The sequence below is a fragment of the Acidiferrobacter sp. genome (assembly GCF_054609335.1).
In genome coordinates, this window is sequence record NZ_JBTRWP010000003.1 from 42,165 (window position 1) to 68,201 (window position 26,037).

The 26,037-nt window shown below is 61.8% G+C and carries 17 protein-coding genes; 4 read left to right on the top strand and 13 right to left on the bottom strand.

The features are described from left to right. Positions 1-35 precede the first annotated feature (35 nt). The 3 genes from treS to glgB are packed head-to-tail and all read right to left on the bottom strand — an operon-like array spanning position 36 to position 7,350. A complete protein-coding gene (gene treS / locus ACYCTF_RS01325) occupies positions 36-3,371 on the bottom strand; it encodes a maltose alpha-D-glucosyltransferase (RefSeq protein WP_461282295.1) in 3,336 nt (1,111 codons plus the stop codon). A gap of 7 nt (positions 3,372-3,378) precedes the next feature. After that, positions 3,379-5,391: an alpha-1,4-glucan--maltose-1-phosphate maltosyltransferase gene (locus ACYCTF_RS01330; RefSeq protein ID WP_461282296.1), complete on the bottom strand. Its 2,013-nt coding sequence runs from the start codon at positions 5,389-5,391 to the stop codon at positions 3,379-3,381. Between the two features lie 3 nt (positions 5,392-5,394). Then, on the bottom strand, positions 5,395-7,350 hold the full coding sequence (glgB, locus tag ACYCTF_RS01335; RefSeq protein WP_461284423.1) for a 1,4-alpha-glucan branching protein GlgB: 1,956 nt from the start codon (positions 7,348-7,350) through the stop codon (positions 5,395-5,397). Positions 7,351-7,742: 392 nt separating this feature from the next. Between glgB and glgP the strand changes: the two genes are divergently transcribed. Beyond that, on the top strand, positions 7,743-10,298 hold the full coding sequence (glgP, locus tag ACYCTF_RS01340; protein WP_461282298.1) for an alpha-glucan family phosphorylase: 2,556 nt from the start codon (positions 7,743-7,745) through the stop codon (positions 10,296-10,298). Positions 10,299-10,467: 169 nt separating this feature from the next. Here the strand turns inward: glgP and ACYCTF_RS01345 are convergent, their stop codons facing one another. Next, a complete protein-coding gene (locus tag ACYCTF_RS01345; protein ID WP_461282299.1) occupies positions 10,468-11,475 on the bottom strand; it encodes a sigma-54 interaction domain-containing protein in 1,008 nt (335 codons plus the stop codon). 591 nt (positions 11,476-12,066) lie between these two features. Here ACYCTF_RS01345 and ACYCTF_RS01350 point away from each other — a divergent pair. Continuing rightward, a complete protein-coding gene (locus tag ACYCTF_RS01350; RefSeq protein WP_461282300.1) occupies positions 12,067-12,453 on the top strand; it encodes a DUF4168 domain-containing protein in 387 nt (128 codons plus the stop codon). Between the two features lie 302 nt (positions 12,454-12,755). Here ACYCTF_RS01350 and ACYCTF_RS01355 read toward each other — a convergent pair whose 3' ends face one another. Continuing rightward, positions 12,756-13,925 carry an acyltransferase family protein gene (locus tag ACYCTF_RS01355; RefSeq protein WP_461284424.1) on the bottom strand — a complete coding sequence of 390 codons (1,170 nt, stop codon included), beginning with the start codon at positions 13,923-13,925 and terminating at the stop codon, positions 12,756-12,758. 390 nt (positions 13,926-14,315) lie between these two features. Between ACYCTF_RS01355 and ACYCTF_RS01360 the strand changes: the two genes are divergently transcribed. Then, on the top strand, positions 14,316-14,564 hold the full coding sequence (locus tag ACYCTF_RS01360) for a hypothetical protein (RefSeq protein WP_461282302.1): 249 nt from the start codon (positions 14,316-14,318) through the stop codon (positions 14,562-14,564). A 92-nt stretch (positions 14,565-14,656) separates the two neighbouring features. Here the strand turns inward: ACYCTF_RS01360 and malQ are convergent, their stop codons facing one another. The 5 genes from malQ to gnd form a co-directional block, all read right to left on the bottom strand. After that, positions 14,657-16,144, bottom strand: coding sequence for a 4-alpha-glucanotransferase (gene malQ / locus ACYCTF_RS01365; protein WP_461282303.1), 1,488 nt, complete (start codon positions 16,142-16,144; stop codon positions 14,657-14,659). After that, the gene (locus ACYCTF_RS01370; RefSeq protein WP_461282304.1) at positions 16,141-17,841 is read right to left on the bottom strand and encodes a glycoside hydrolase; all 1,701 of its coding nucleotides are present in this window, start codon (positions 17,839-17,841) and stop codon (positions 16,141-16,143) included. Before ACYCTF_RS01370 ends, malQ begins: the two co-directional genes overlap by 4 nt. Continuing rightward, a complete protein-coding gene (gene glgC / locus ACYCTF_RS01375; RefSeq protein WP_461282305.1) occupies positions 17,831-19,093 on the bottom strand; it encodes a glucose-1-phosphate adenylyltransferase in 1,263 nt (420 codons plus the stop codon). The genes ACYCTF_RS01370 and glgC overlap by 11 nt, the downstream gene beginning before the upstream one ends. 88 nt (positions 19,094-19,181) lie before the next feature. Continuing rightward, positions 19,182-20,795: a glucose-6-phosphate isomerase gene (pgi, locus tag ACYCTF_RS01380; protein WP_461282337.1), complete on the bottom strand. Its 1,614-nt coding sequence runs from the start codon at positions 20,793-20,795 to the stop codon at positions 19,182-19,184. Positions 20,796-21,042: 247 nt separating this feature from the next. Continuing rightward, positions 21,043-22,053 carry a phosphogluconate dehydrogenase (NAD(+)-dependent, decarboxylating) gene (gnd, locus tag ACYCTF_RS01385; RefSeq protein WP_461282306.1) on the bottom strand — a complete coding sequence of 337 codons (1,011 nt, stop codon included), beginning with the start codon at positions 22,051-22,053 and terminating at the stop codon, positions 21,043-21,045. Between the two features lie 166 nt (positions 22,054-22,219). On the opposite strand from gnd, the gene glk reads away from it, so the two are divergent. Then, entirely contained in the window at positions 22,220-23,251 is a 1,032-nt protein-coding gene (glk, locus tag ACYCTF_RS01390; protein ID WP_461282307.1) for a glucokinase, read from the top strand. A 160-nt stretch (positions 23,252-23,411) separates the two neighbouring features. On the opposite strand, the gene ACYCTF_RS01395 is transcribed toward glk, so the two are convergent. The 3 genes from ACYCTF_RS01395 to glgA all read right to left on the bottom strand — a co-directional run bounded on the left by ACYCTF_RS01395 (position 23,412) and on the right by glgA (position 26,005). After that, positions 23,412-24,095 carry a dienelactone hydrolase family protein gene (locus ACYCTF_RS01395; RefSeq protein WP_461282308.1) on the bottom strand — a complete coding sequence of 228 codons (684 nt, stop codon included), beginning with the start codon at positions 24,093-24,095 and terminating at the stop codon, positions 23,412-23,414. 93 nt (positions 24,096-24,188) lie between these two features. Then, positions 24,189-24,368, bottom strand: coding sequence for a hypothetical protein (locus ACYCTF_RS01400; protein ID WP_461282309.1), 180 nt, complete (start codon positions 24,366-24,368; stop codon positions 24,189-24,191). Between the two features lie 179 nt (positions 24,369-24,547). Then, the gene (gene glgA, locus ACYCTF_RS01405; protein ID WP_461282310.1) at positions 24,548-26,005 is read right to left on the bottom strand and encodes a glycogen synthase GlgA; all 1,458 of its coding nucleotides are present in this window, start codon (positions 26,003-26,005) and stop codon (positions 24,548-24,550) included. Positions 26,006-26,037 lie beyond the last annotated feature (32 nt).

Sequence of the window (26,037 nt, forward strand, 5' to 3'; positions counted from 1 at the left end):
CCCTGGGGGCGCCGGATTGAGCCGTAAGGGGAAATCTACGCGCCCGACGGGTCTTGCGCCACCGCCTCAGGCTCCAGAATAGTCAAAAGACCCCGCAAAGGAATCCCCACACCCTGGGGGCGATTCTTCATTTCATAGCGTAACTCGTAGAAGGCCTTTTCGAGCAGGAAGAGCCGCAACCACTCGCGCGCCTCCGTAAAGGTTTCCCATAAGCTCGTGCCCTCCATGGCTGTGGCATAGGAACCCATGAAGGCTGATACCGTGGCGCGCTCCCAGGAGCGGGCATGGGGTAACAAGGTCGCCATGTGCTCCGCCTGCCCCACGGTGACGTGATCCAAGGCAGTATACATGGCGTAATTGAAGGACCGAATCATGCCCGCGACATCCCGCAAGGGCGTATGCTTGCGCCGCCGCTCCGCGATGGTGCGTCCAGGCTCGCCCTCAAAATCCGTGATTGCAAAATCGTTCTTCTGCAAAAGCACCTGTCCCAAATGGTAATCGCCGTGATAACGGATCTTTTGCCCGATGGTCGGAGCCGATAGCGCGGCTTTACCCAAAAGCTGCGCACGCACGGCGAGCACGGCGTGGGCATCACCCTGCGCCTCCTCGGGCAATGAGGGAAGCCGCGCGCCAAGCATAGCGAAGGTCTCCTCGATCTCCGCGCGCACACCCTCAACCCATCGCGCCCCCTCGTCAGGCACGAGGGGTTCCGGATCGAAGGCCGTGTCACCCGTGGGCACGGCAAGCGCCAGATGCATCTGTGCCGTACGCAAGCCGAGCGTGCGCACAAGCGCGAGATAGCCGCCGTGCGCCTCCTCCTCACCGTCGGCCGTTTGCACCGAACCATGCAGGCACAGCTCGAGGTGGTTCTCGAGGTAATTGAGCGTGTAGTCCCAGGCGTCCCCTTGATTCTCGAGATAGCCTTGCAGGAGTGCCAGCGTAATGACCCCGCCTCCGGCCGGCCGGTATTCCAAGGTCCCGAGCACCGGGACCGTATAAGGGAAATGGGCGACATCACACAAGAACCGACCCATCTCCGCCTCTGGACTTATACCCTCCTGGAGGCGCCGATAGCCCTTCAGGAACAACCTCTCGCCGATGGCCACGGCCGTATTCGTGCTACGGGAGTTGGGATGCCGCACGGCCTCGTCCGGCGCGACCGCATCGTGGAGGGTGCCTGCAGGCACCCCTTGCATAACGCCCGCCTCCGCTTCGAAGCGCTGCCCATCGCGGATCGCCATAACAAGTTTGCGGCAAAAGACTTCGTCCCCAAAGGCATCGCCCAGAATGCCAAGCGTCGCCTGCTGGCGCACGCGCGCCATGGCAAGCGGCAGGACAGAACGCATACGCGCCTCGTTGTCCGTCTCCCACACGAGTGATACCGGCAGAAAATACCGCGCCGGGCGATCACCGTCCTCCACATCGACCAGCGTAAGAAAAAAACCTCCGTCGGGCGTCACCCATTCGGCGGTCTCGGTCATGACGACGCGCTTTTGCGTGGCACCCTTTTCGCCATACCACCGCTGCGCGGTCATAAACCGCGGCACAGCATCTTGCTCCCACTGCGCGCGCGCCCGGTCGGCCATGGTCATGCGCCAGGGCACGACGCGCTCGCGGAACAAGCTGCGCCATCCATCGAACAAGACGAGCAGCGGCAGCTCCTCCGGCGGCAACCGCTCCTCGTGCCACGCCGGGACCTCGCCACCCTCGGCGAGCCGGAACCAATAAAAGCCGTGGCCATGAAGGGTCAGGAGATAGGGCAACTCGCCAATAGGTGGAAACGGCGTGCGTCCCATGAGCTCGATCGGGACGCGCCCTTTGTAGACCGACAAATCAAGCTCCACAGGCTGCGCGGAGTGCGACAGATTAGCGACGCACAAGACCGTCTCGTCACCATAGGCGCGCACGTAGGCCAGGATCTTGCGGTTTCCAGGTTCAAGGAACACGAGCGTCCCGCGCCCAAAGACCTTCGTGCCCTTGCGGATCGTGAGCATGCGGCGGGTCCAGTTGAGGAGCGACGAGGGATCGCGCGACTGTGCCTCCACGTTCACGGCGCCGTAGCCATAGATCGCATCCATGATCGGCGGCAAGAAGAGACGCTGGGGATCGGCGCGCGAGAAGCCCGCGTTACGGTCCGGACTCCATTGCATGGGCGTGCGCACGCCATTGCGGTCGCCGAGATAGATATTGTCACCCATCCCAATCTCATCGCCGTAATAAATGATGGGCGAACCAGGCATCGACAAGAGCAGACTGTTCATGAGACGGATCTTGTCGAAATCGTTATCCATAAGTGGTGCGAGCCTGCGCCGTATACCGAGATTCAAGCGCGCCTTGCGGTCGGCCGCATACATCTGGTACATGTAGTCACGCTCCTTGTTCGTGACCATTTCCAGGGTCAGCTCATCGTGGTTGCGCAAGAAGATCGCCCATTGACAGGTCTCCGGGATATCGGGCGTCTGCTTCATGATCTCGACGATCGGGTGACGGTCCTCTTGCGCGATCGCCATATACATGCGCGGCATGAGCGGGAAGTGGTAGGCCATGTGGCACTCGTCCCCGCCACCGAAGTAATCACGCACATCCTCGGGCCATTGGTTGGCCTCGGCTAGCAACATACGGTTGTTGTAGCGGCTGTCGATGACCGAGCGCATGTAGTGCACCACAGCGTGGGTCTCGGGGAGATTTTCGTTGCTGGTTCCCTCGCGGACGCACAGATAGGGAATGGCGTCGAGACGCAGGCCGTCCACGCCCAGCCCAAGCCAAAACTCCATGACCCGCACCACCGCCTTCACGACCTGCGGGTTGTTGTGATTCAGATCCGGCTGATGAAAAAAGAATCTATGCCAATAATAAGCCTTGGCGCCTTCATCCCATGCCCAATTGGACTTCTCGCTGTCGGTGAATATGATGCGCGTGTTTTCGAATTTCTTGACCGTGTTGCTCCACACATAGAAATCACGCTTCGGCGACCCCGCCGGCGCGCGTCGCGCGGCCTGAAACCAAGGATGCTCGTCCGATGTGTGGTTTATAACAAGTTCCGTGATGACCCGAAGCCCGCGCTCATGGGCCGCCCGCACGAACTGCAGAAAGTCGCGCCGCGTTCCGTAATCCGGATGGACATTGCGATAATCGGCAATGTCGTAGCCATCATCCCGCATAGGCGACGGGTAGAACGGCAGGACCCACAGAGTATCCACTCCGAGGTCCTGTAGGTAATCCAGCTTTTGGGTCAGCCCCACGAAATCCCCGATGCCGTCGCCATTACCGTCAAAAAAGGCGCGCACGTGCAACTCGTAGATGACGGCGTCCTTGTACCAAAGTGGGTCGTCCGATATTCGCGACGTCTCGGTTTTTGTTCTTCTTTGCATGGCGCGCCTAAGAGTAGTAGTCGAAATCGTGCTCATTACCCACATAGCCTCGCGGACGGAAGATGTGGGCTGGCGCCTGTTCCGGCGCAAGCTCCACATAGTGGCGGCCTCCACTCCAGAGATAACGGGCGTCAGATAAAAGGTCGTGCATCTGCACGGGCCGCCCCCCTGCCCCAGCCAGACTATGCGCCGGCCACTCGAGCCACCCGGACTGGCGATGATGCGGGTCGAGATTGACTACCACGAGCACGGGCGACGCCCCATCATCGGCGGTCTTGCTAAACCCGATTAGATTGTCGTTATCGATAGCGTGAAAGACGAGATTCCGATCGCTCTGCAAAGCCGGATGCGCACGGCGAATGGCGTTCAAGCGGGTGATGATCGCCCGCAGACTATCGCGCCTTGCCAGATCCCATACGCGTTTTTGATACTTTTCGGAATCACGGTACTCTTCGCTACCGGGTTCAAGCGGCTCCGATTCCAGAAGCTCGAAAGCGGGCCCGTAGATCCCGTAGCTGGCGCTCAAGGTTGCGGCCAGCACGAGCCGAATAACGAAGGCCGCGCGCGGAGCATGCTGAAGGAACGAAGGAAGTATGTCCGGCGTGTTAGGCCATACATGCGGCCGGAAATACTCCCGTCCCGGCCCTTGGGTGAGCTCGGTGAAGTATTCGGTCAGCTCGCGCTTGGTATTCCGCCATGTGAAATAGGTGTAGGAGTGTGTGAAGCCGAGCTTGGCGAGCCCGTGCATCACCTTGGGCCGCGTGAATGCCTCCGCCAAGAACAAAACCTCCGGGTACGCTGATCGGACCTCTCGTATGAGCCATTCCCAGAACAGGAAGGCCTTAGTGTGCGGGTTGTCGACACGAAAGATGCGTATGCCCTCCCCTATCCAGAATGTGACGACGCTCTTCAATTCCTGCCATAGCGCCCGCCAATCGTCCGTCTCGAAATCAAGGGGGTAGATGTCCTGATACTTTTTCGGCGGATTCTCCGCATACTGGATCGTGCCGTCAGGCCTGTGGCGGAACCACTCCGGATGCTCAGTCACGTAAGGATGGTCCGGGGAACATTGAAACGCGATATCGAGCGCCACGGCCATGCCATTCTTGGCCGCCTCATCGCAAAACACGCGGAAGTCCGCGAGCGTGCCAAGTTCGGGCGCCAGCGCCTTGTGGCCACCCTGCGCGCTCCCGATCGCCCACGGACTGCCGACATCGGCTGGGTTTTGACTCAGGGTATTGTTGGGCCCCTTGCGCAGACGCTCTCCGATCGGCGAGACGGGCGGCAAATACACGACGTCAAAACCCATGCTCGCCACATAGGCCAGCATGGGACCTGCATCGCGCAAGCGGCCGCCCGGAATGCCTCCGACCGAGCGCGGGAAAAACTCGTACCAGGCGCTGAAGCGGGCCCGTTCCGGATCCACGCGCACCGCAAACTCGGTCTCGAGCGCCGTCTCATGGGGGTGCGCCGCGAAGCGGTACACGCGCTCCGCGAGCGTCTCGTCAAGAAGCGCGGCGCGCTTTTCCCCAGGCACGGCATCCCCCTGGAGAAGCGCCTGGACCGTACGCAATGACCGCCCTTCCCGCGTGCCTGCGTTCACCGCCGCCTCCCCTATCATGGCGGCCGCTTGCTGAAACACCATCGCAAGGTCTGGGTCATCCAAAGGTCTGCGCACGAGTTCGTGGCAGAGCGAACCAAAGTGGTCTATAGCGGCACGCACGGTATAGTGGTAGACACCCAGCTCGCCCACCGTGAAGGATGCGCGATAGCGGTCATTGCCGATGGGCGCCATGCGCGCGCGACTCCAGGTCTTTCCGTTCGGTCTGCGCACACACAAGGTACAGACCACCACATCGTGGCCGTCAGCAAAGACGTCGGCATCGACCGTGACGCGATCACCTATGATCCGCTTGATCGGAAAACGCCCGCAATCCACTACCGGACTCACCGCGTCGATGACAACCCGATTGCGCCCGTCCGACGGCATCGTTCCCCGCTGCGCTTGGGCTCGTGCCACCGCCTACCCTCCCTGCCCAGGCGGCACCTGGAAGACCACGAGCGAGAGCGGGGGCAAAACGAGATTGAGCGACTGGAGCTGTCCGTGGGCGCCCACCGGCGCCGTTTCCAGGCCCCCAAGATTTCCCTGGCCACTTCCTCCGTAGATCGTGGCATCCGTATTCATGATCTCCTTCCAAAACCCCGCGCGCATGACGCCCAGACGATAGTTGTGGCGCGGCATGGGCGTGAAATTGCAGACCACAAGGACCGGATCTTGTCCCAGCCCCGCAAACCGATAGAAACTGATGACGCTCTGCTCCCAATCCCCATTGTCCGCCCAACGAAACCCTTCAACTTCGGTATCGGCAGCATGCAGCGCCGTTTCCTCGCGATAGAGGCGGTTCAGATCGCGCACCAGCCTCTGGATGCCCTGATGCGGGGCGTAGTCCAACAAGTGCCAATCGAGACTGCCCTCGTGACTCCATTCCCGCCACTGGGCGATCTCGGCGCCCATGAATAACAACTTCTTTCCCGGATGACAGAACATGTAGCCGAGAAGCAGGCGCAGGTTCGCGAACTTCTGCCAGTCATCGCCCGGCATTTTGCCAATGAGAGACCCCTTCCCATGGACCACCTCATCGTGCGAAAGCGGCAACACGAAGTTCTCCTGGAAGGCGTACCAGAGACTGAATGTCAGTTGCCCTTGGTGGTACTTGCGATAGATAGGCTCCCGCTCCATGTAATCGAGCGTATCGTGCATCCAGCCCATATTCCATTTGTAGCCGAACCCGAGGCCACCCATGGAGACCGGCCGGGACACCTGCGGCCAAGCGGTCGACTCCTCGGCTATGGTCTGGACGTCGGGATGTTGGCGGTAGACGGCCTCGTTCAGCTCCTGCAGAAACTGAATCGCTTCCTCGCTCTCGCGACCGCCATGGGCGTTGGGAACCCACTCGCCCGCCGGTCGCGCATAGTCCCGGTATAACATGGAGGCGACGCCATCGACTCGCAGTCCGTCGATATGAAATCGCTCGAGCCAAAAAAGCGCGCTCGAGACCAACACCGACCGCACTTCGTGCCGCCCATAATTAAAAATGCTCGAATGCCATTCCGGGTGGTATCCGCGGCGGGGATCGGCATGTTCGTAAAGATGCGTACCATCAAAGAATCCGAGGCCGTGCAGATCGGTCGGAAAGTGAGACGGCACCCAGTCCAATATGACCCCGACGCCTTCGCGGTGGAGGGCGTCGATCAGGAACATCAGGTCTTCTGGCGTTCCAAAGCGCGCAGTGGGCGCAAAATAACCCGTGGTCTGGTAACCCCACGAGCCGTAGAACGGGTGCTCCGTAAGCGGCATAAATTCAACGTGGGTAAAACCCAGATCGGCGACATAGGCGGGCAGCGCGGCTGCGAGTTCCCGATAGCTGAGCCAGCGCCCGCCCTCCTCGGGGACACGACGCCATGACCCCGCGTGCACCTCATAGATGCTTACCGGGGCGGATCGGCCCAGTCTCCCTCCACGCGACTGCATCCATGCACCGTCGCCCCACGTATAGGGGGCGTCGCACACGATAGACGCGGTACGCGGGGGTTCCTCTGCACAAAACGCAAAGGGATCGGCCTTCTCGACTTCGTAACCTGTCTCGCGGGAGATGATGTGGTATTTGTAGGGCGCCCCGGGACCGATCCCCGCGACGACGCCCGCCCAAAGGCCTGAGCCATCCTCGCGAACATTAAGCGGGTGAGCCTCCTTCCGCCAGCCGTTGAAGTCCCCTATGACCGAAACGGACCGCGCGTTGGGCGCCCACACAGCGAAGTGGACCCCCATCCCGTCGGGCAAACGCACCGGGTGGGCCCCGAGCTTATCGTAGAGCCTAGCGTGCCGACCTTCGCGGAAGAGGTAGATATCCTCCGGGCTGAACCATGAGCCGACGTCTCCAAACGGCACCTCGCGCTTCGCTCCCCTCCCACCTGGCATCCACTGCCCTCCTACACTCGATCGCGCCCAGGACGAACGCCCGAGCCGATACGGCCCTGTTGAGCCATGTTACGGACCATGTCGGGGCATGACAAGTAGCGAAACGTCCGGGATGGCGCAGACGGACACCGGTTCCTTCGACAGCCGTGAGACCATCCGCAACGTAATAGCCACACGACGCAAGGGTACGCACAGGCCGTGCCCAACGGCGCGTAGACGCGGCAGATCCGCGACCGTTCAGCGTAACGAGCACTCCTTCCACCGAAAGAACGGCGCCTACCTCAAGCCGTCTGTGGTATGAATAAGGACGACCGCGCGGCCTGTGGCATAATAGCTGCAAGCGCCATCAGCAGGATGCAAGTCCCAAACCCACGATCGCCAAAGGTCAACACGTGCCCGGTACCCGCTACCCTCTAGAAGTCCAGCCCAACATTCCCGAGCGCCTTGCGCGCCTGTCTGAACTTGCCGTAGACCTCCTCTACAGCTGGAACCGCCCGATCCGCCTGCTATTCGTGCGGCTCGACCCGGCGCTCTGGGAACGGTGCGGGCGCAATCCCAAACTCATGCTGCGGCGCGTAGCGCAGGAGCGCCTCGACGAAGCAGCGCAGGATCCCCTGTTCCTCGAAGAGTATCAGCGGGCGCTGTCGCTCCACGACACCTACCACACGGTGCACATCCCATCGCGACTTATGAGTCTCGACCCCAAGACCGATTTGGTGGCCTACTTCTGCGCCGAGTTCGGCTTGCACGAGAGTCTCCAGATCTACTCTGGCGGCCTTGGTATCCTGGCGGGCGACCACTGCAAGGCGGCAAGCGACCTCGGTCTGCCATTCGTGGCCGTGGGACTGCTCTATCGCCAGGGATACTTCACGCAAACGATAGATGCGCAGGGCAATCAGATCGTGGGGACGGCTCCCGCGCTCCTCGCAGACCTCCCGGTGACCCCAGCCTGTGATAGCGAGGGCCGCGAGATCCGGGTATCGGTCACCCTTCCTGGGCGCAGCGTGGCCCTCAAGATCTGGCGCGTAGTGGCAGGCCGCATCTCCCTCTACCTGCTCGACAGCGACATCCCCGAGAATACGGCTGCTGACCGGGCCATTACGTGCCAACTGTATGGCGGCGACCGCGAGACGAGACTGAGGCAGGAGATCGTCCTCGGCATAGGCGGGGTGCGCGCCCTGCGCGCCGCAGGCCTCGCGCCCACCGTCTGGCACATCAACGAAGGCCATCCCGCCTTCCAGATCCTGGAACGCTGCCGGGAACTTGCGCATCAGGGGCTCGATTTTGATACAGCCCTGGAGATCGTGGCGGCCGGGACGGTCTTTACGACACATACCCCCGTGCCGGCAGGTCACGATATCTTCGACGAGGAGTTGTTCGCCCGCTACCTGGAGCCCTATGTGGCGGACCTTGGGATCGGCATCGCCGAACTCAAGGAGCTCGGTTCGAGCCCCATAAGCCAGGGCGGGTTCAATATGACGGCCCTCGCGCTACGCGGATCCCGCTTGCACAATGGGGTAAGCCGTATTCACGGCGAGATCGCCTCGCGCATGGAGGCCTACATCTGGCCGCAGATCCCCTGGACCGAGAACCCGGTGGGCTATGTCACCAACGGCATCCATGTGGCCACCTTTCTTGCCCAAGAATGGAGCAGCCTCTTCGATATGCGATTCGGCAGCGAATGGCGCAACAAACTCACCGAAGCCCGTTATTGGGAACGGATAGACACGATCCCGGACCACAGCTACTGGAGTGTGCATCAGTCCTTGAAGGCCGCGATGCTGGAGGCGGTCAAGAAACGGGTCATCCGCCAGTATCGTCGCAATGGCGTGGGCGAGGGAGTGATTCACAGGCTCACCCGCCAGCTCGAGCTGGACGCCAAAGGCCCGCTCGTCATAGGCTTCGCGCGACGCTTCGCAACTTATAAGCGCGCCGGACTGCTACTCGAGGATCCAACGCGTCTTGCGCGCCTCCTGAACGACCCGGAGCGACCGGTCCTTTTGCTGTTCGCCGGCAAGGCCCATCCCCACGATCATCCGGGGCAAAATCTCATCCGTTTGATCCATGAGTTCTCCAAACGTCCCGAGTTCGAAGGAAAAATCATCCTGATTGAAGGCTACGACCTCGCGCTAGCGCGGCGGCTTGTGACCGGAGTCGACGTGTGGCTGAATACACCGGAATACCCGCTTGAAGCCAGCGGCACATCGGGACAGAAGGCGGCTATAAACGGGATCGTCAATTTGAGTATTCTCGATGGGTGGTGGGGCGAAGGTTATGCCGGCGACAACGGCTGGGGTATCTGTCCGCACAAGGGACTCATCGACAACGCCCAGCGCACGCGCGAGGAGAGCGCGGAACTGATGGACATTCTCGAACAACAGGTCCTACCCCTCTATTTCGATACCGCCGAGCACGGCTATTCACGTTCCTGGATCGCGATATCGAAAGCCGCCATGCGTCGGGCCATGCCGGTCTTCAACGCCGAACGGATGGTCCTCGAATATGCACGCGACTACTACCGCAAGGCGGCCGAACACGCCCACCTTCTGATGCGAGAGGAAGCCGCTGGCGGCCAAACGCTTGCGCGTTGGAAGCGAGCCGTGGCGACAGCCTGGCCCGGGGTGCGACTCGAGCGCGGCAACGACGCGCCGGAATCACTCAAGGTCGGCGAATCCTTACATATTACGATCCTCGTACACGCTAATGGCCTGCACCAGGAGGATCTCGTCGTCGAGTGCCTGTTCGAATCCCAGGATGACATCGGCGAGCATATTGTGCGTGCGCAAGTGCAGCTAGCACCGACGGGGGTGGACGGCGAAGGGCGTCTCACCTTCCGCCTCGACCATAAGCCCGAGACATCGGGCTTCCAGACGCTGCGGGTGCGGGCCTACCCTTACCATGCCCTACTCGCTCACCGCTTCGAGATGGGCTGCATGGTCTGGCTCTAGGGGGGCGGTAGGCCCATCATCCTCAATCCCGGACCGGCGCTACCGACGCGGCATCCATCGACACCCAAGGTACACACGGTGCCGCGCAGGCCTCGTGCCACCTTCCCGACTGCGCCCTGCGATAAGGCGCGGGCTTAGGCTCGCGCGCCGCAAGGCCATCCCTGGCGCCTCAGTCCTCAGTGAGCCAGCGGTACAGTGTCCGCCGCTCTATGCCCAAGATCCGCGCCGCAGCCCGCTTATTGCCTCCCACGCGTCGCAACACATTCCGCACGTACGCCTGTTTCCATTCCTCCAGGGTGACAAGATCTCCCGTGGCCAACCCATCGTCCTGCGCGTCGCGCCTGCACCCGTCGTCTATCCCGCCATACTGACGGCGGACACTTGCCGGCAAATCCTCGAGGGCGATCTGAGCATCTCGCGCAAATACCGCGGCCGACTGCACAATGTTGCGAAGCTCGCGGGCGTTTCCTGGAAATGCGTAGTCTTGCAGTGCGCGCAAAGCATCGGGACGGAGCCTCGGCGTCGCACCGCCCACCTCCCTCCGGCACCCCTGCAAGAAGTGTCCGGCGAGAACCGCGATGTCATTGAACCGGCCAGCGAGATCCGGGAGGGACACTCCCAGAACATCTATGCGGAAAAGGAGATCGTGCCGAAAACGCCCTTGCTCGACCGCCTGCGATAGATCCCGGTTCGTGGCCGCCACGATACGCACGTCGACGCGGCGCTCGCGCAGCGCGCCTACCGGCCGTAACCACCCGCCCTCCAGGACACGCAAAAGCTTGGCCTGGCTTGCAAGCGACATCTCTCCAAGCTCGTCCAAAAACAAGGTGCCGCCATGAGCTGCGGCGAAGAGACCGTCCTGATCTCTGGCGGCGCCGCTGAACGCCCCCGCCTTGTACCCAAAAAACTCGCTTTCCCACAAAGACTCAGAGATGCCAGCGCAATTAACCGCCACGAACGGCCGATGGCGCCGAGCGCCTTCTTTATGGATCGCCCGTGCGGCAAGCTCCTTGCCGCTGCCGCTCGCCCCCGTAAGAAGCACCGGCGCGTCCGTACTCGCCGCCTTCTTGAGGCGCAGGCGGAGGCCACACATCTCCGGGCCGCACCCAATCAAGCCATGAAAGTCCACGACCTGCCCCGCGCCCGACTTTGTGTCGATCGCCGTACTCACGGGCATGCCTGACGCCAGGTTTGTGCAAGAAACAGCTGACAAGGTCGGGGGTACAATGGACCCTACCATTGGCGGCGGACCCGCGTCCCCAGCCTCGCCGTTGGCAAGAACGCCCCTCTCTGGCGAAAGCATCATGAATGCCGGCGGTCGCGGCGCCCCGCGTATCCATGCGCACAGGGCCATGCCGCCCCCCTCCCACCGCAACCCGCTTACGACCAGATCCGCCTGCCATTCCGGCAGCAACGTCAAGGCATCATGCGCGCTTTCCTAGTCCGAACGACAGCCCCGGCTTTTGCCAAATCCTCCTTCAATCGCGCGCGGAAATTCCGGCGATCGTCCACAACTAAAATACGCCGTTTTTCCATAACCCCCCCTCTTGCAGACTTGCCCGCGCGGCACCGTCTCGCCACGGCCTATGTGCCCCATGTGACTTTGTGACACATAGACACGCAACCGCATCCTGCGCAAAACGGGCCTGTACCCGCCCTTTTTTGGCCATAGGCGTAGTTCTCACGTCGATTGCAATATCTGCGGGCGGCTGGCACAACCATTGCTAACTCTCCCACGGTCACCACACAACCGAGGAATGACATAGCGATGGAGCTTGCCAGGACTGCAATTCGTTTCGCCATCACCATCACGATTGGGCTCGCGTCCGTGAGCGCCTACGCCCACTCGCGCGCCATGACGCCTCCACAGGCCGCGCCGCCCGCCGCCATGCCGCAGATCAACCACACCACCTTGCGCCACTTCGCAGTCGCCATTCAGCACGTTGCAAAAATTCGCACCGCCTACATCAAAAAATTGCCGACCATGAGGGCGCATCCCGCCGCGCTACGCAGTATCCAGGCAAAGGCCCAAGAGTCGATGGTATCCGCCATAAAGGCTCAGAAGCTGACTCTCCCGCAATACAACAACCTTGTACACCAAGTCGATGCGGATCCGGCCCTTAGAGCCCGGGTCCTCCATATGCTGCATCGGTGAATATTTGCATCCGCGTGGCGCCCTAAAGGGCGCCACGCTCCCATCTCATAACACCGTAACCTTAGCTGCCAAGAGGCCACAGCTCCCTTCACAGCCACAGGATCGCATCATTCGCACCGCGGGCCCGACCTCGCTTTATCCCCGGGAATCGCACATCGCAGACGAACCGAAAGTGGCTGCGTATCTCATGGCAAGCCCCCCACGCTCGATGCGCGTCAGAGGCGCCATCGATCTATCGACATACCAATGCGCATGACCAACCCGTCGACGTCACAAACGAGATCCTCGCGAGTCTGCCGAACTTATGCGCGGTCCGGTCGATATGACCCCCCAAGTCGCCGCGCCACCTGTGCCGCCGGCCTTTCGATCCAACGATAGGCGAGATCGGAGATCAGCATAGTCGCAACGAATGTGAGGCCAAGCAGGGGAGCAAGAGCTACACGTCCATAAAAAACGTGTAGCGCTGCCAATAACACAAGTGGATGGAACAGATAGAGACTGTAGGAAATACGCCCGAGGTATTGAAAAGCCCCGCGTTCGAAAAATCGCTTTATGGGCGCCTCGTAGGCGACCACAACAAGACCTAAGGCTGCGCCGATCATGATAGGCCAATCGTGGACCAACATGCGATGATTGCCGAAGGCCGCCAGCGTGCGCGGCGCGTAAAAGTAAAGCACAAACGCCGAAACGGAGAATCCGATTCGCATGGACGGCCGAAGAGCACAGTAGCGCCGTCTCACGGCATCTCGGTGACAGGCAAGGAGTGCGCCGAGCGCGAAGGGCGCCATATAGTAGATCGTCGCGCTATAGGCGGTCAGTCCTCCACCCATGACAACGCCGGACCAAGCCTCGCCCATGCTCTGCGCCACACCGCGCAAAAGCACCACCCCTGCGGCCACGAATGCAAAGGGCAGCCAAGCCACCTGCCAACGCAAGCGGCGGATCCATAAGGCCAGCAAAGGAAAGATCAGGGAAATACGCATCTCCTGTACAAGTGTCCAGATGGTAAAGTCGTAACGATCTGAATTGAACGCGTCCACGAAGCCGACGTGGTCCACCACTGGTCCCGTGCTGGGCGGCCACGACCAGAACTTGTTGATCCAAGGACCAAGCCCCTGCAATGGCTTCGCGTAGAGAAGCGCGGCGCCCGCAATGCCGAGACCGATAGCGGCCAAGTAAGGTATATAGAGTCGCGCTATTCTTTTTTTGAGATAGGTCCAGTAACTGAGGCTGGAACGCTCGAGCATAATGAAGAGCACATAGCCGCTCAAAACGAAGAAGAACAGGACCGCCGCGCGTCCCGCCCATAGCAATCCCAGTGGCGTCTCGGACAACCAGTGAAGCCAGCGCGAGGCATACTCATAGCGCCGTCGCCCGGCGTGCGCCACGACCAGCACATAATGCGATAAGACCACGGAGACGGCCGCAAGGCCGCGCATCGCGTCTAACGATCTTACGCGCCCATCCGCCACGCAGTCCTCCTATCATCATGGGCCCGCGTCCGGCCCCATGCCGACGCCCATCCCTTCTGTAGATAGCCGTAGGCCTCAGCAGTTCCCCATCTCGTGGGATCCGCATTGGACAAGTCCCTCACAAGATCCCGAACATACCGTTTTGCTCGCTATATGCGCGACGGGGCAACGCCGCATGGAGCCCGATATTTGCACTGAGCCGACGGATGCTAACAATATCCATGGTTTTCTTGGTAAAGAACCGCCATAAGGATTCCCGTGGGATCGTCACGGATAGGTGCGGTCTTGCTTGAACAAACCGAAAACCCGCCTCAAGATCTTCTTCGTTGCAGTAACCGTACGCGGCAGCTAAGCTCCCTCGCAGGCCCTTGCGTTGCACAAGGATCACTTATGGGACGTTCTACGTCACGTTACGGCATCAGTCCGGCTCTACGCGCCCTGTTTCTTTTCGCGGGCAGCGTCCTATGGGTCGGCATCACACTTACCGGGTTCCGAGTCGTCAGTTGGGTGCTCTATGTGCCCGCCGTATTCTTTTCCTTCGCGGCGATCACCGGTATTTGTCCAGGGCTCATCCTGGCGCGCCTGATATTTCGGGAAAAAACCTTGCCGCGGGATTCCTCTGGCCTACCAAAGGCTTAAGCCGCCAATGGGCCCGAGGAGCTGCAGCGCGGGTCGGTCGGCGGAATACTTCATGGCCTCTTTCGTGAAGCCAGGCGCCCGCCACGATCCCTTTAAGCCAGAGCGCGCCCATACAAAAATGCGAGTCGCGCTAGACGCGTGACGACAGAATCCGGGACGTCGCCCCACTGAAACCGAAACCCCCAATTGCCGCTCGACAGTCCCGGTGTATTCATGCGCGCGCCACTTCCGAGACCCAACACATCCTGCCACGGCACGACCGCGAAATAGGCGACGGAGGCGATCACAGCGCGCATGGCCGCCCATGCTGGCGCCTCATCGATCTCCGGAAGATAGGCGCGCACAATCTCGCGCTGCGCCTCCGACAAAGCGGCGCTCCACCCCGCGCTCGTATCATTGTCATGGGTTCCGGTATAGGCCACGCAATTGGGGATGTAGTTGTGGGGCAGGTGGGGATTTGTCGGATCGCCATCGAAGGCGAACTGCAAGACGCGCATGCCTGGGAGGCCGTGGCGGTCGCGTAGACTATAGACGTCATCGGTGATCAGGCCGAGATCTTCGGCGATCAGAGGCAGCTCCCCGAAGTCGTCCGAAAGCGCCGTGAGCAAGGCATCGCCGGGGACCGGCATCCATTCGCCGCCCGCGGCGGTAGGGGCATGCGCCGGGATCGCCCAAGACGCCGAAAATCCCCGGAAGTGATCGATTCTTATCCAATCGAAGAGTTGGCGCTGGGTACGCACCCGCTCGCGCCACCAGGAAAAGCCGTCGGCCACCATGTGTGCCCATCGATAATGAGGATTACCCCACCGCTGACCATGCGCCGAGAAGTAGTCGGGCGGCACACCGGTCACAATCTCCGGGCGCCCGAGCGCATCCAATACAAAGAGCTCGCGATGCGCCCAGACGTCGGCACTGTCCTCAGCGACGAATATGGGCACGTCTCCAAAAAAATGCAGGCCACGCATGCGCCCGTAGTCCTTGAGCGCGTGCCACTGGCGGAAGAACACGAACTGCTCGAAGGCCACCGTCTCGCAGACATCCGAGCCCTTGATGGCCGCGATGGCATGCAAGTCGCGATCCTTGAGGGCCGCGGGCCACTCCCACCACGGCGCACCACCCCGCTCGGCCTTGATACATTCGTAGGCGCAGTAATCGGACAACCATGCCTTGTGGTCCTGCTTGAAATCAGCGAACGCGGCCAAGATCGCAGCCTCTCCACGCTGCTCTAGACGCAGACGCGCGCCCCAGAGTGCCATGCGTCGAGCAGACGCGTCCCACGCGCCGACGGACACCTCGGACGCTCCAATCCAGCCCTGCTCGACAAGATCCTGAAGACTGATGAGATCGGGGTCGCCGGCGTGCGCCGAAGGGCTGTTATAGGGGGAGCCGCCGCCAAGGGGCCCAAGCGGCAATACCTGCCACACCGTCGCCCCGGCCGTGCGCAGGACGTCCACGAAGCGCCGCGCCTCAGCGCCTAGCGTCCCCTTGGGACCATCTCCGGGCAAAGAACTTGGGTGCAGCAAGACGCCCAGACGCCGGCGATCCAGAACGGGGGCGCTACGCGACACCCTACCAGTCATACAGCTCCTGAACTGCGCATGGCCCCGCCGCGCTCGCAGCGGTCGCCGCCGTGCTGGACGAAGGCCTCCGCGATCATAGGTGGCGGCGGTTCGCCGAGGATTCGATAAAGGTCGTTGATGTGGCAGCGATAGAGGCGCTCAAAATCCCGAACCGACTCGCGGGGGTTGTAGTCACCGAACCACCAGCACCAATCAGACCCCTCGCACACGGCCAAGGCCTCCGTGGCGCGTTCGACGTCCTCCACTGAGAGGCGCCCCAGACCCACAACCCGGTCGTAGTCCTTTTTGGCCTGCACGAGCATCTCCCAACCACGGTTCTTGTCGGGACTGCCTATCCAGGTCGCGAAGGTCCCATTGACCCAGCTTCCCGCTATGAGCGGCGGCAGCGCGGTGTAAGCCGACTCTTCCTTCAAGTAGTCCGAGAAGGTCGTAAGCCGGATCAAAGGATGGTTCGCAAGCCTCTCGTAGAGCGCCCGCAAAAAGTAATAGGCGTTTTCGGGGTAATATTCCCAGGCATTTTCGCCATCCATGATGATAGACACAATCGGCGCATTATCAGTGTCGGCTGCACGGGCAATGGTCTCGAGATGAGAGATCAAATTGCCGACCGCATCATCGGCGTGCCAATCGGCGTAGGAAAACCCGATGAGGTCCGAGAGCCCGTCGTCCCGAAAGAAACACCGTATGGCCCGGCCCGGCGCACCATAGGCACAGTACCGATCCCCGTTGCCTGCATCCATCGCGCTCGCCTGCAGGCTATGGCGTAGGACGCGCTCACCGGACGCCGTCCACTTCACGCCCGCATCATCCAGGAGCGCGAGCGTCTGGGCGCTGATACCCCCCTCGGCCGGCCAACAGCCAGCCGGGGCGTATCCAAAATGTCGGATAAACGCCTCGCGGCCCGCCTTGATCTGCCAGCGTGCCCGCTCTTCGCCTCCGGGATAATGCGCGACCGCGGGAAGCTTCGCATCCGGCTGCGCCTCGCGGGCCACCGCAAAGTCCAGCAATAGTGGCACAATAGGATGCGCATACGGGGTAAACGACAACTCGATCTGCCCGCTTTCCGCGAGCTTGCGGAAGCGAGGCACGATACTTGCGAGGACCTCCGCAATCACGGTGAGCAACGTCTGGGCCGCATCCTCGTCGAAGTCCCGGGCCTTATCCATGAGCTGCCCCACGCGCGCGTCACTGCGACGCACCGTCTCTCCGAGCCAGCTTAGGTGGTACCACACGACGAGATCCCGCAAATAGCGCTCTTCGAGATATCCGGACAGCTCCGGGTCCGCGATCACGGGCTCGGCGAGCGCGGTCAATCTCTTGAAGGCCGGAAATCTCTCGATCACGCGGGCCTTATTGGCCCTGAGGCAGGCCTCTATGAGCGCCGCCCGCGCGGGCCCCGGCGGAGGCCAGTGACCAGCCAGCGCCGCAAGCAGCGGGTCTCGAAGGGGCGCGTGATCCTGGAGATGGGTCCGGACCTGTATGACATAGTCGGCGAGCTGCTCGAGCAGAACGGGTGAGAAATTGACGACCGCGCGGGCACCTGGGATCGCTTCGATGTGCGCCGCCATGTCAACGTAATCCTTGATGGCATGCAAATAGGTCCACGGCTGCTGGTACTGGCCGTCAGATAGGCGCCGATACTGCGGCTGATGCATATGCCAACACAGGACCAGGTTGAGCCCCCCTTTATCGCGCATGATGCAGATCCTGACCCAGCATCTCCGGCGTCACCACCACTACGCCCGCGGGGGTGACATGATAGCGGCGCGCATCTTCTTCGTGATCCCATCCGACTGTGGTGCCCTCGGGTATACGACACCCCTTGTCGATGATCGCCTTGCGGATACGGCTGTGCCGGCCTATATCGACATCGCCCATGACCACGGAATCCACGACTTCCGCATAGGAGTGCGTGCGCACGGCGGAAAAGAGCAGGGAATGGCGCACCACCGCGCCCGAGATCACGCAGCCACCCGACACCATGGAGTCCACCGCCATTCCCCGGCGCCCATCGTCATCAAAAATGAACTTCGCCGGCGGGTGCTGCTCTTGATACGTCCAGATCGGCCATGACGTGTCGTAGAGATTGAGCTCCGGAGTCACGCCGACCAGTTCCATGTTGGCCTCCCAATAGGCATCCAAAGTCCCGACGTCGCGCCAGTAGGCTGACTGGCCGCCGCTGTCGTTCGCAAAGGCATAGGCCATGACCCGATAGCGCGGCAAGGCCTCTGGTATGATGTTGTGACCAAAATCGTGCTGCGATTTCCTGGTATCGGCGTCTTTGATCAGCTGCTCATAGAGAAAACGTGCACTGAACACATAAATGCCCATGGAGCCGAGCGCCATATTGCCGCCTGGCACGGTTGGCGTCGGATTCTTGGGCTTCTCGTCGAACCGCACGATGCGGCCTTCCTCGTCGGTCGCCATGACCCCGAAGTCGCTCGCGCGTTCGAGCGGCACATGGACGCACCCTACGGTCAGGTCCGCGCCCTTGCGCACGTGATAGGCGATCATGGGTCCGTAGTCCATTTTGTAGACGTGGTCACCGGCCAGGATCAGGACATATTCAGGATTGTGATTGCGCACGATATCGAGATTTTGATAAACGGCATCGGCCGTGCCTGCATACCAGGAAGATTCGATCCGCTGCTGGGCCGGAAGGAGCTCCACGAATTCCCCAAAATCGCCGCGCAAGCTCCCCCACCCCTTCTGGATATGATGGATCAGAGAATGGGCCTTGTACTGCGTAAGAACCCCGATGCGGCGGATGCCGGAGTTCACGCAGTTCGATAAGGGGAAGTCGATCACCCGAAACTTGCCACCGAACGGCACGGCCGGTTTCGCGCGCCACATCGTCAAATGCTTGAGCCGCGAGCCACGACCTCCAGCAAGAATGAGCGCGAGGGTGTTGCGGGTGAGCTGGCTTACAAATCTTGGTGCTTGGTCCATGGGACAGCGATTCCTCGTTCTCATGAAATGTTAAGGACGCCGCCTCTCGCCGAGGCCGGCCCCAAGGCTCATGCCTAAGTCGCGGCGGTCAGCCGCCGCGCATCGCCAAATAGCGCTCGATCAAAGCTGTAGTCGAGCTGTCGTGGATCGCCTCGGGGGCACCCCCTTGCATCTCCGCCACGATCCGTCGCGCCAGCACCTTGCCCAACTCCACGCCCCACTGGTCGAAGGAATCAATACCCCAGATGACGCCTTGCGTAAAAACGACATGCTCGTAGAGGGCAATGAGCGCGCCCAGCGTACGCGGCGTCAAGCTCTCGGCCAGAATGACGGTAGTGGGGCGATTGCCTTCACAGACCCGGTAAGGGATCTGGTCGGAAGGAACCCCCTCCTCCGCAAGTTTGGCGGCCGAGCGCCCGAAGGCAAGCGCCTCCGCCTGCGCCAGAAGGTTTGCCATTAAAAGGTCCTGGTGGCCGGACAAACCAGCACGGGAACGGCAAAACCCGATCAGATCGCAGGGCACCACCTTGGTCCCTTGGTGCAAAAGCTGGTAGAAGGAGTGCTGCGCGTCGACCCCCGGTTCGCCCCAGATTATGGCGCCCGTCTGGTAGGTGACCGGTCGCCCGGCCAGATCGACGTGCTTGCCGTTACTTTCCATCTGAAGTTGTTCGAGATAGGCCGGAAGCCGTGCGAGTCCATGCGCATACGGCAAAATTGCCTGGGTCTCCATTCCAAAAAAGTTGTTGTACCAGACCCCTAAAGCCCCTATCAGCACCGGCAGGTTCTGCTCAAACGCCGCGGTCTGGAAATGCTCGTCCATATCCCGAAATCCCGCCAGCATCTCCCGGAAATGCGCCGGCCCCACTGAGATCATCACAGACAAGCCGACCGCCGACCCCAGCGAATACCGCCCCCCCACCCAATCCCAGAAGCCGAACATATGACCAGGATCGATACCGAAACGCGCAACCTCAGTGGTATTGGTCGAAACCGCCACGAAGTGCGCGGCGACGGCGGCGTCGCTTCCGAGCCCCGCTATGCACCATTGTCGCGCTGTGCGCGCGTTAACCATGGTCTCCTGGGTCGTGAAGGTCTTCGAGCAGACAATGAAAAGCGTCTCCGCCGGATCCAGATCCGCGGTCGCTGCACGAAATGCCTCGCCGTCGATATTCGCCACGAAACGCACCGCGATATTCGGATCGGCAAAGGCCCGCAACGCCTGGCAGGCCATCTCGGGGCCAAGGTAGGATCCACCGATCCCTATATTGATCACGGTGCGGATGCGTTTGCCGGTGTAGCCTGTCCACGAGCCGTCGCGGACCTTGTCGGCAAAAACCGCCATCTTCTCGAGGACTGCGTGCACGCCGGGCACCACATCGTCCCCGTCGACCAGGATCTCGACGCCTAAGGGGCTGCGCAGGGCGACATGCAGTACCGGCCGATCCTCGGTCACATTGATGCGCGCGCCCCGGAACATGGCATCGCGGCGGCCCTCAAGCCCGCGCGCCCGCGCGAGTTCCACGAGCAACCGCATCGTTTCCCGGGTGACACGATTCTTAGAATAATCGAGATGGAGACCGCCACCCTCTGCGGTAAGCGCCTTTCCCCGATCTGGATCGGCATCGAAAAGGGCGCGCAGGGTGAGGCCCTCCACGCTCCGAAAATGGCCGGCGAGCGCCCGCCACTCCGCACTATCGGTCAGCGCAACACCACCGCGCTCCGCGCCCGGCGCACCCGCGTCGCGCGACGTATCGAATTGATTGTCCAAGGCGGCTGCCTCCTAGCCTGATCTGTCGCTTTCGGTCGTCCAATTGACCCCTGTTCCTGGAACGCCGCCGCGTGCAATACGGCAGCGCTTTAATTGAGACCCTAACGCGACATGGCGGTTTAAGCAAGCCCCACGACGATCGCACAATCGTCACAAATCGAACCCGTCTCCCGAGCACCCCTTAAGGCTTTTCGACGTGCCCACCAAACTGGTATCGCATGGCAGCAAGAACACGGTCGGCGAAATCGGCGTGTCCGCGCGAGCCAAAGCGCGCATAGAGCGCCGCGGATATGACCGGGACCGGCACACCCTCCTCGACCGCCGCCTGGACCGTCCAGCGCCCTTCCCCGGAATCCGCCACCTGGCCGGCAAAACCCTTGAGGTCGGGGTTCCCTTGCAGGGCGGCCGCGGTGAGATCGAGCAGCCACGAGCTTATCACGCTACCGCGCCGCCAGAGTTCCGCGACCTCGGCGACATCGAAGTTATATTGAAAATGTTCCGGGTTGCGCAGGGGAGCGGTCTCAGCGTCCTTGTCATGGGACGATATGCCGACATTCGCCCGCTTGAGGATATTGAGTCCCTCGGCATAGGCGGCCATCACGCCGTATTCGATCCCGTTATGAATCATCTTCACGAAATGGCCCGCGCCATGCGGACCACAGTGCAGATAACCCAACTCGGCCGATCCGGAGCCTGCGGGCCGCCCAGCCGTGGGCGGCACGGCCGCGGCCCCTGGGGCCAGAGCTCGAAACACAAGGTCGAGAGACGCCACAACACGCGCCTCGCCGCCAATCATGAGGCAATACCCCCGCTCGAGACCCCACACGCCGCCACTCGTACCGACGTCGAGATAATGGAGGTCCCGCTCGGCAAGCGCCTGCCCTCGGCGGATATCGTCCTGGTAAAAGGAATTGCCCCCGTCGACTATGATGTCGCCCGGAGCAAGCAGCGGTGCAAGCTCAGCGAGCAGCGTATCGACCGAGGCCGCCGGGACCATGCACCAGACGACGCGTGGCGCAGGAAGCTGGGCTACAAGATCGGCCAATGTGTTGGCGCCGAGCCCGCCCTGAGCCTTGAAGCCGTCCACCGTCGCGCGACTGCGGGCATAGCCCGCCACCTCGTGGCCCGCTCGTATAAGGCGCTGCGCCATATTCGCGCCCATGCGTCCCAAACCACACATTCCTATGCGCATGCTGTCCCCTTTCATTATGGTGGGCCGTTCCCGACGCCCATCCTCTTGGCACACTAGCGGCTCGCCTGAAGTTTTTCCAGGGCCGCAGCGCACCGAAGACGGCCAATGCTGTACCATGGGGATGCACACCCCGGATCATAACTGCTGCAAGAGGGGGACCCTAGCCGTGCGAGAAAGCGACGTCTTATTGATCGGTGACATCGGGGGGACCAAGACCGACCTCCTTGTCGTATCGAAAGCGGCAGGCCTGGCCCAACCGCTCGCGCGCGCCCGGCTAAAGAGCGCCGAATATCCGAATCTCCAGACCCTGCTCGGCGAGTTCCTAAGGACCGCGGGCCTTTCCGTGCGACATGCCTGCCTCGACGTCGCGGGCCCGGTCATAAACGGCCGCGCACAGCTCACCAATCTCCCATGGGAGGTCGATGGGGCCACCCTCCGTGCCGAACTTGCCTTCACATCAGTCGATATCTTGAACGATCTCGCCGCCGTCGCCCACGCCATCCCGACCCTCCAGGCCACCGACCTGAAGACCCTGAACGCCGGCGAGGACACCCCCGGCGCGACCAAAGCCATCATAGCCCCGGGCACGGGCCTGGGCGAGGCCTTTCTCGTGTGGGATGGCGCCCGCTATCTGGCACAACCTTCGGAGGGCGGCCATGCGGACTTTGCCGCGCCCACGCCTGAGCTTACGGGTCTCGCCCCCTACTTGCGAGGCCGTTACGATCACGTGAGCTACGAGATGGTCTGCTCGGGCATCGGCATCCCGCATCTCTACGATTTCTTTCGTGATCAGGACGGCGCACAGGAATCGCCCGCATTCGCCGCACGCCTGGCTGCGAGCCCGGACCGCACGCCGCTCATCCTCGAGGCCGCCCTGCGTCCCGACACGCCGAACCCGCTCTGCAGCGCGGCGGTCGATGCCTTCCTGACTATCCTGGCCGCCGAAGCCGGCAACCTCGCCCTCAAGGTCTTTGCGCTGGGCGGCATCTATATCGCCGGCGGCATCCCGCCCCGGCTTTTGCCCCTCATAGACCGCGCGCGCTTCGCACAGACCTTTTGCGCCAAAGGGCGCTTCGCCAAACTGCTTACACAGATCCCGGTGCATATGGTGGTCAATCCCGACGCCACCCTCATGGGCACGGCCGCTTACGGCTGGGCCCGCATGCATCGCTCGCCCACACCCCCTTCACCCCCCTGACGTGGGCGCAACGGCCCGGCGGCCGGATGCGGATGCTTTAATGGGCCCCATCAGCAATCGCCTGTGGCGCGGCTCACGACACTCCCCCCACTCACGCGACTTAAAACTTATGCGGTCGCCGCAATCACGTGAGGAGACCCGTACTGGGACGGACACCCATTCAGCGCAGGTATTTTTCGAAGAACGCCAACGTCCGGTCCCAGGCGAGCGCCGCCGCCTTCGGCTCGTAGCCAAGCGGGGGCAGCTTCATGGAATCCGCCTCCTCGTTGGCGAAGGCGTGCTTGGCCTCGTAACGATGGAACTCGTAACCCACGCGCGCCTCTTTGAGCTTGGTCTCCAAGGCATCAACGCCGCCGATCGCGAAAAATTGGTCCTGGGTCCCGAAATGACCCAGCAGGGGCGCCTTGATCTTACCAGAATCAACGTATTCGAGTGGGGGGTAGCCATACCATGTGACATTGGCATCGCTTTCCGGAACCAGCATCGCGGTAAGCACCGTAAGCGCCCCGCCCATACAGTAGCCGGACACGCCCACATGAGAGCTCCCGCTCGTCCTTAAGTACTGCACTGCCCCACGGATATCCTGGCTCGCGGCATCGACGAAATTCAGCCCATTCATCAGATGCTCGGCCTCTTTGGCCTCCATGGTCACCTGCCCACGAAAGAGATCAGGCACCAAGACCCGGTAGCCCGCTGCCACGAAGCGTTCAGCAACACGCTTGATCTGTTCGTTGAGCCCCCACCACTCCTGGATCACCACGATCCCAGGCGCCTTAGCCGCTCCTACCAAATACCCCTCGCAGCTGCCACCATCCGGCCGTTTAAAACTGACCATTTCGCCCATATTGACCTCATCGATCTCTCATATTCGTAAAGAAATACCCCGCGATCGTGCAATCCGCGAGGCGCCTATGATAACCGCGCCGACCGGTCGCGACTAAGACATAAATCCCTCATTCGCCAACGATTGCTCCGCCGCCGCAAGCGTCTCGTCCCAAGCCGCTGGCCGCTCATCAAGCACCGCTACCAGCGGCACGGTGGGGCCTATGACATGAAGCGGTTCCATGGGATGGACTTGACCATGCTCGTCTATAACCGCTTCCGCTATCTGTTTCATGAGCACAACCCCTTCTCGCGAGAACGCACTGAAATTCTAGCAAAGACCAAGCGGCCAAGGAGGCGCACCCCTCCTTCCACGTGCCGCCCGCGGGTCTTGTGTGCGCTTGCTGCCCCGCGGCGGGGAAACGGCCAGGGCACCGCACCCCCCGTAGAGACAAGAGGTCGTGGCCGAGCCCCCTAGGGTTGCACGTTCCGCCCCGGGTCACGGATCAGGCCTTCATAGAGCGCACGGTAGCGCTCGGCGCTTGCCGCCCACGAGAAATCCTTGCGCATGCCGCTTACCATGATGCGCCGCCACCAAGCGGGAGTGCGATAGGCGCCGAGCGCCCGTTCGATCGACCCCCACAAGGCTGTACTCGTCGGTTCGTCGAACAAAAACCCGCTACCCTCGCAGTCTTCCGGGTCTACGCCATCGATCGTATCAGCGAGCCCCCCTGTGGCACGCGCTACGGGTGGCGTGCCGTAACGCTGACTGTACATTTGATTCAGGCCGCAGGGCTCGAAGCGCGACGGCATGAGAAAGATATCCGCGCCGGCCTCGATTTCGTGGGCGAGCGCCTCGTCGAATCCGATACGCACCGACACCGCCCCGCGATGACGATGGGCGAGCGCGCGAAGAACATCTTCGAGGCTTCGTTCACCAGTACCGAGGACCACGAGTTGACCACCAGCACGCACGAGACGATCTGTAACCTCCGCCATGAGATCGACCCCCTTCTGCCACGTCAGGCGTCCAACCATGGCAAAAAGCGGTCGCACCGGGTCGAGGGCAAGGTCGAAGCGACGCTGCAAGGCCTCCTTGTTCACGGCCTTTTCCGCAAGGTGGTCGCGATCATAGCGCGCGGGAATCAAGGGATCAGTGGCGGGGTCCCAGACTCTGTCGTCGATACCATTGACGATTCCGGTCAAATCGTCGCGCCGACGCGTAAGAAGACCATGCAGGCCGCAGCCCCAGGCCTCTCCCTGGATCTCCTGCGCATAGGTGGGACTAACGGTCGTAAGAATATCCGCATAATGGAGGCCCGCCTTCAGGAAAGAGAGGCGGCCATAGAATTCAGCGCCCTCCACAGCAAAGACCTCAGGCGGGAGCCGCAGAGCCTCCATGGTCTGCGCTGGAAACAGCCCCTGAAAAGCCAGATTGTGGATGGTCATAATTGAAGGGGCGGGCTTCGGCAGGCTCGTCTTCAGCCACAAAGGCCCAAGGCCCGCCTGCCAGTCGTGACCGTGAAAGATGTCCGGCCGCCACAAAAGCGGTGTCTCGTCGGAGGCCAGGATAGCCGCGGCACGCGCGAAGAGCCCGAAACGCTGAGCATTATCCGGCCAATCACTCCCATCGGCGTCCTGGTAGGGCCCGCCATCGCGCCCAAAGAGCCAGGGGGCATCGATCAGATAAGCGATGATGCCCGAAGGGAGGCGCGCCTTGCGTACGAGCGCGCCCACAACCGTCGCCACCGGCGGCGCTTCGCCCACCTCGGGACGCAGCGACCGGTAATAAGGCAGACAGACACGCACGTCGAGCCCCGCCGTTACCAGCGCCGGGGGCAAGGCTGCCACGACATCCGCAAGCCCGCCGGTCTTCACCCAGGGCGCGCATTCCGAGGCAACGAACAAGACGCGTAAAGACCGATCGTTCATGGTTCGCACGCTCGCTGCCTTTCGCCGACGGG

What these genes read in the sequence shown, in the direction of transcription:
- treS (WP_461282295.1), bottom strand. Translation starts at nt 3,371, where the DNA reads ATGCAAAGAAGAACAAAAACCGAGACGTCGCGAATATCGGACGACCCA.
- glgB (WP_461284423.1), bottom strand. Translation starts at nt 7,350, where the DNA reads ATGCCAGGTGGGAGGGGAGCGAAGCGCGAGGTGCCGTTTGGAGACGTC.
- ACYCTF_RS01345 (WP_461282299.1), bottom strand. Translation starts at nt 11,475, where the DNA reads ATGCCCGTGAGTACGGCGATCGACACAAAGTCGGGCGCGGGGCAGGTC.
- ACYCTF_RS01350 (WP_461282300.1), top strand. Translation starts at nt 12,067, where the DNA reads ATGGAGCTTGCCAGGACTGCAATTCGTTTCGCCATCACCATCACGATT.
- ACYCTF_RS01360 (WP_461282302.1), top strand. Translation starts at nt 14,316, where the DNA reads ATGGGACGTTCTACGTCACGTTACGGCATCAGTCCGGCTCTACGCGCC.
- malQ (WP_461282303.1), bottom strand. Translation starts at nt 16,144, where the DNA reads ATGACTGGTAGGGTGTCGCGTAGCGCCCCCGTTCTGGATCGCCGGCGT.
- ACYCTF_RS01370 (WP_461282304.1), bottom strand. Translation starts at nt 17,841, where the DNA reads ATGCGCGATAAAGGGGGGCTCAACCTGGTCCTGTGTTGGCATATGCAT.
- glgC (WP_461282305.1), bottom strand. Translation starts at nt 19,093, where the DNA reads ATGGACCAAGCACCAAGATTTGTAAGCCAGCTCACCCGCAACACCCTC.
- gnd (WP_461282306.1), bottom strand. Translation starts at nt 22,053, where the DNA reads ATGCGCATAGGAATGTGTGGTTTGGGACGCATGGGCGCGAATATGGCG.
- ACYCTF_RS01395 (WP_461282308.1), bottom strand. Translation starts at nt 24,095, where the DNA reads ATGGGCGAAATGGTCAGTTTTAAACGGCCGGATGGTGGCAGCTGCGAG.
- ACYCTF_RS01400 (WP_461282309.1), bottom strand. Translation starts at nt 24,368, where the DNA reads ATGAAACAGATAGCGGAAGCGGTTATAGACGAGCATGGTCAAGTCCAT.
- glgA (WP_461282310.1), bottom strand. Translation starts at nt 26,005, where the DNA reads ATGAACGATCGGTCTTTACGCGTCTTGTTCGTTGCCTCGGAATGCGCG.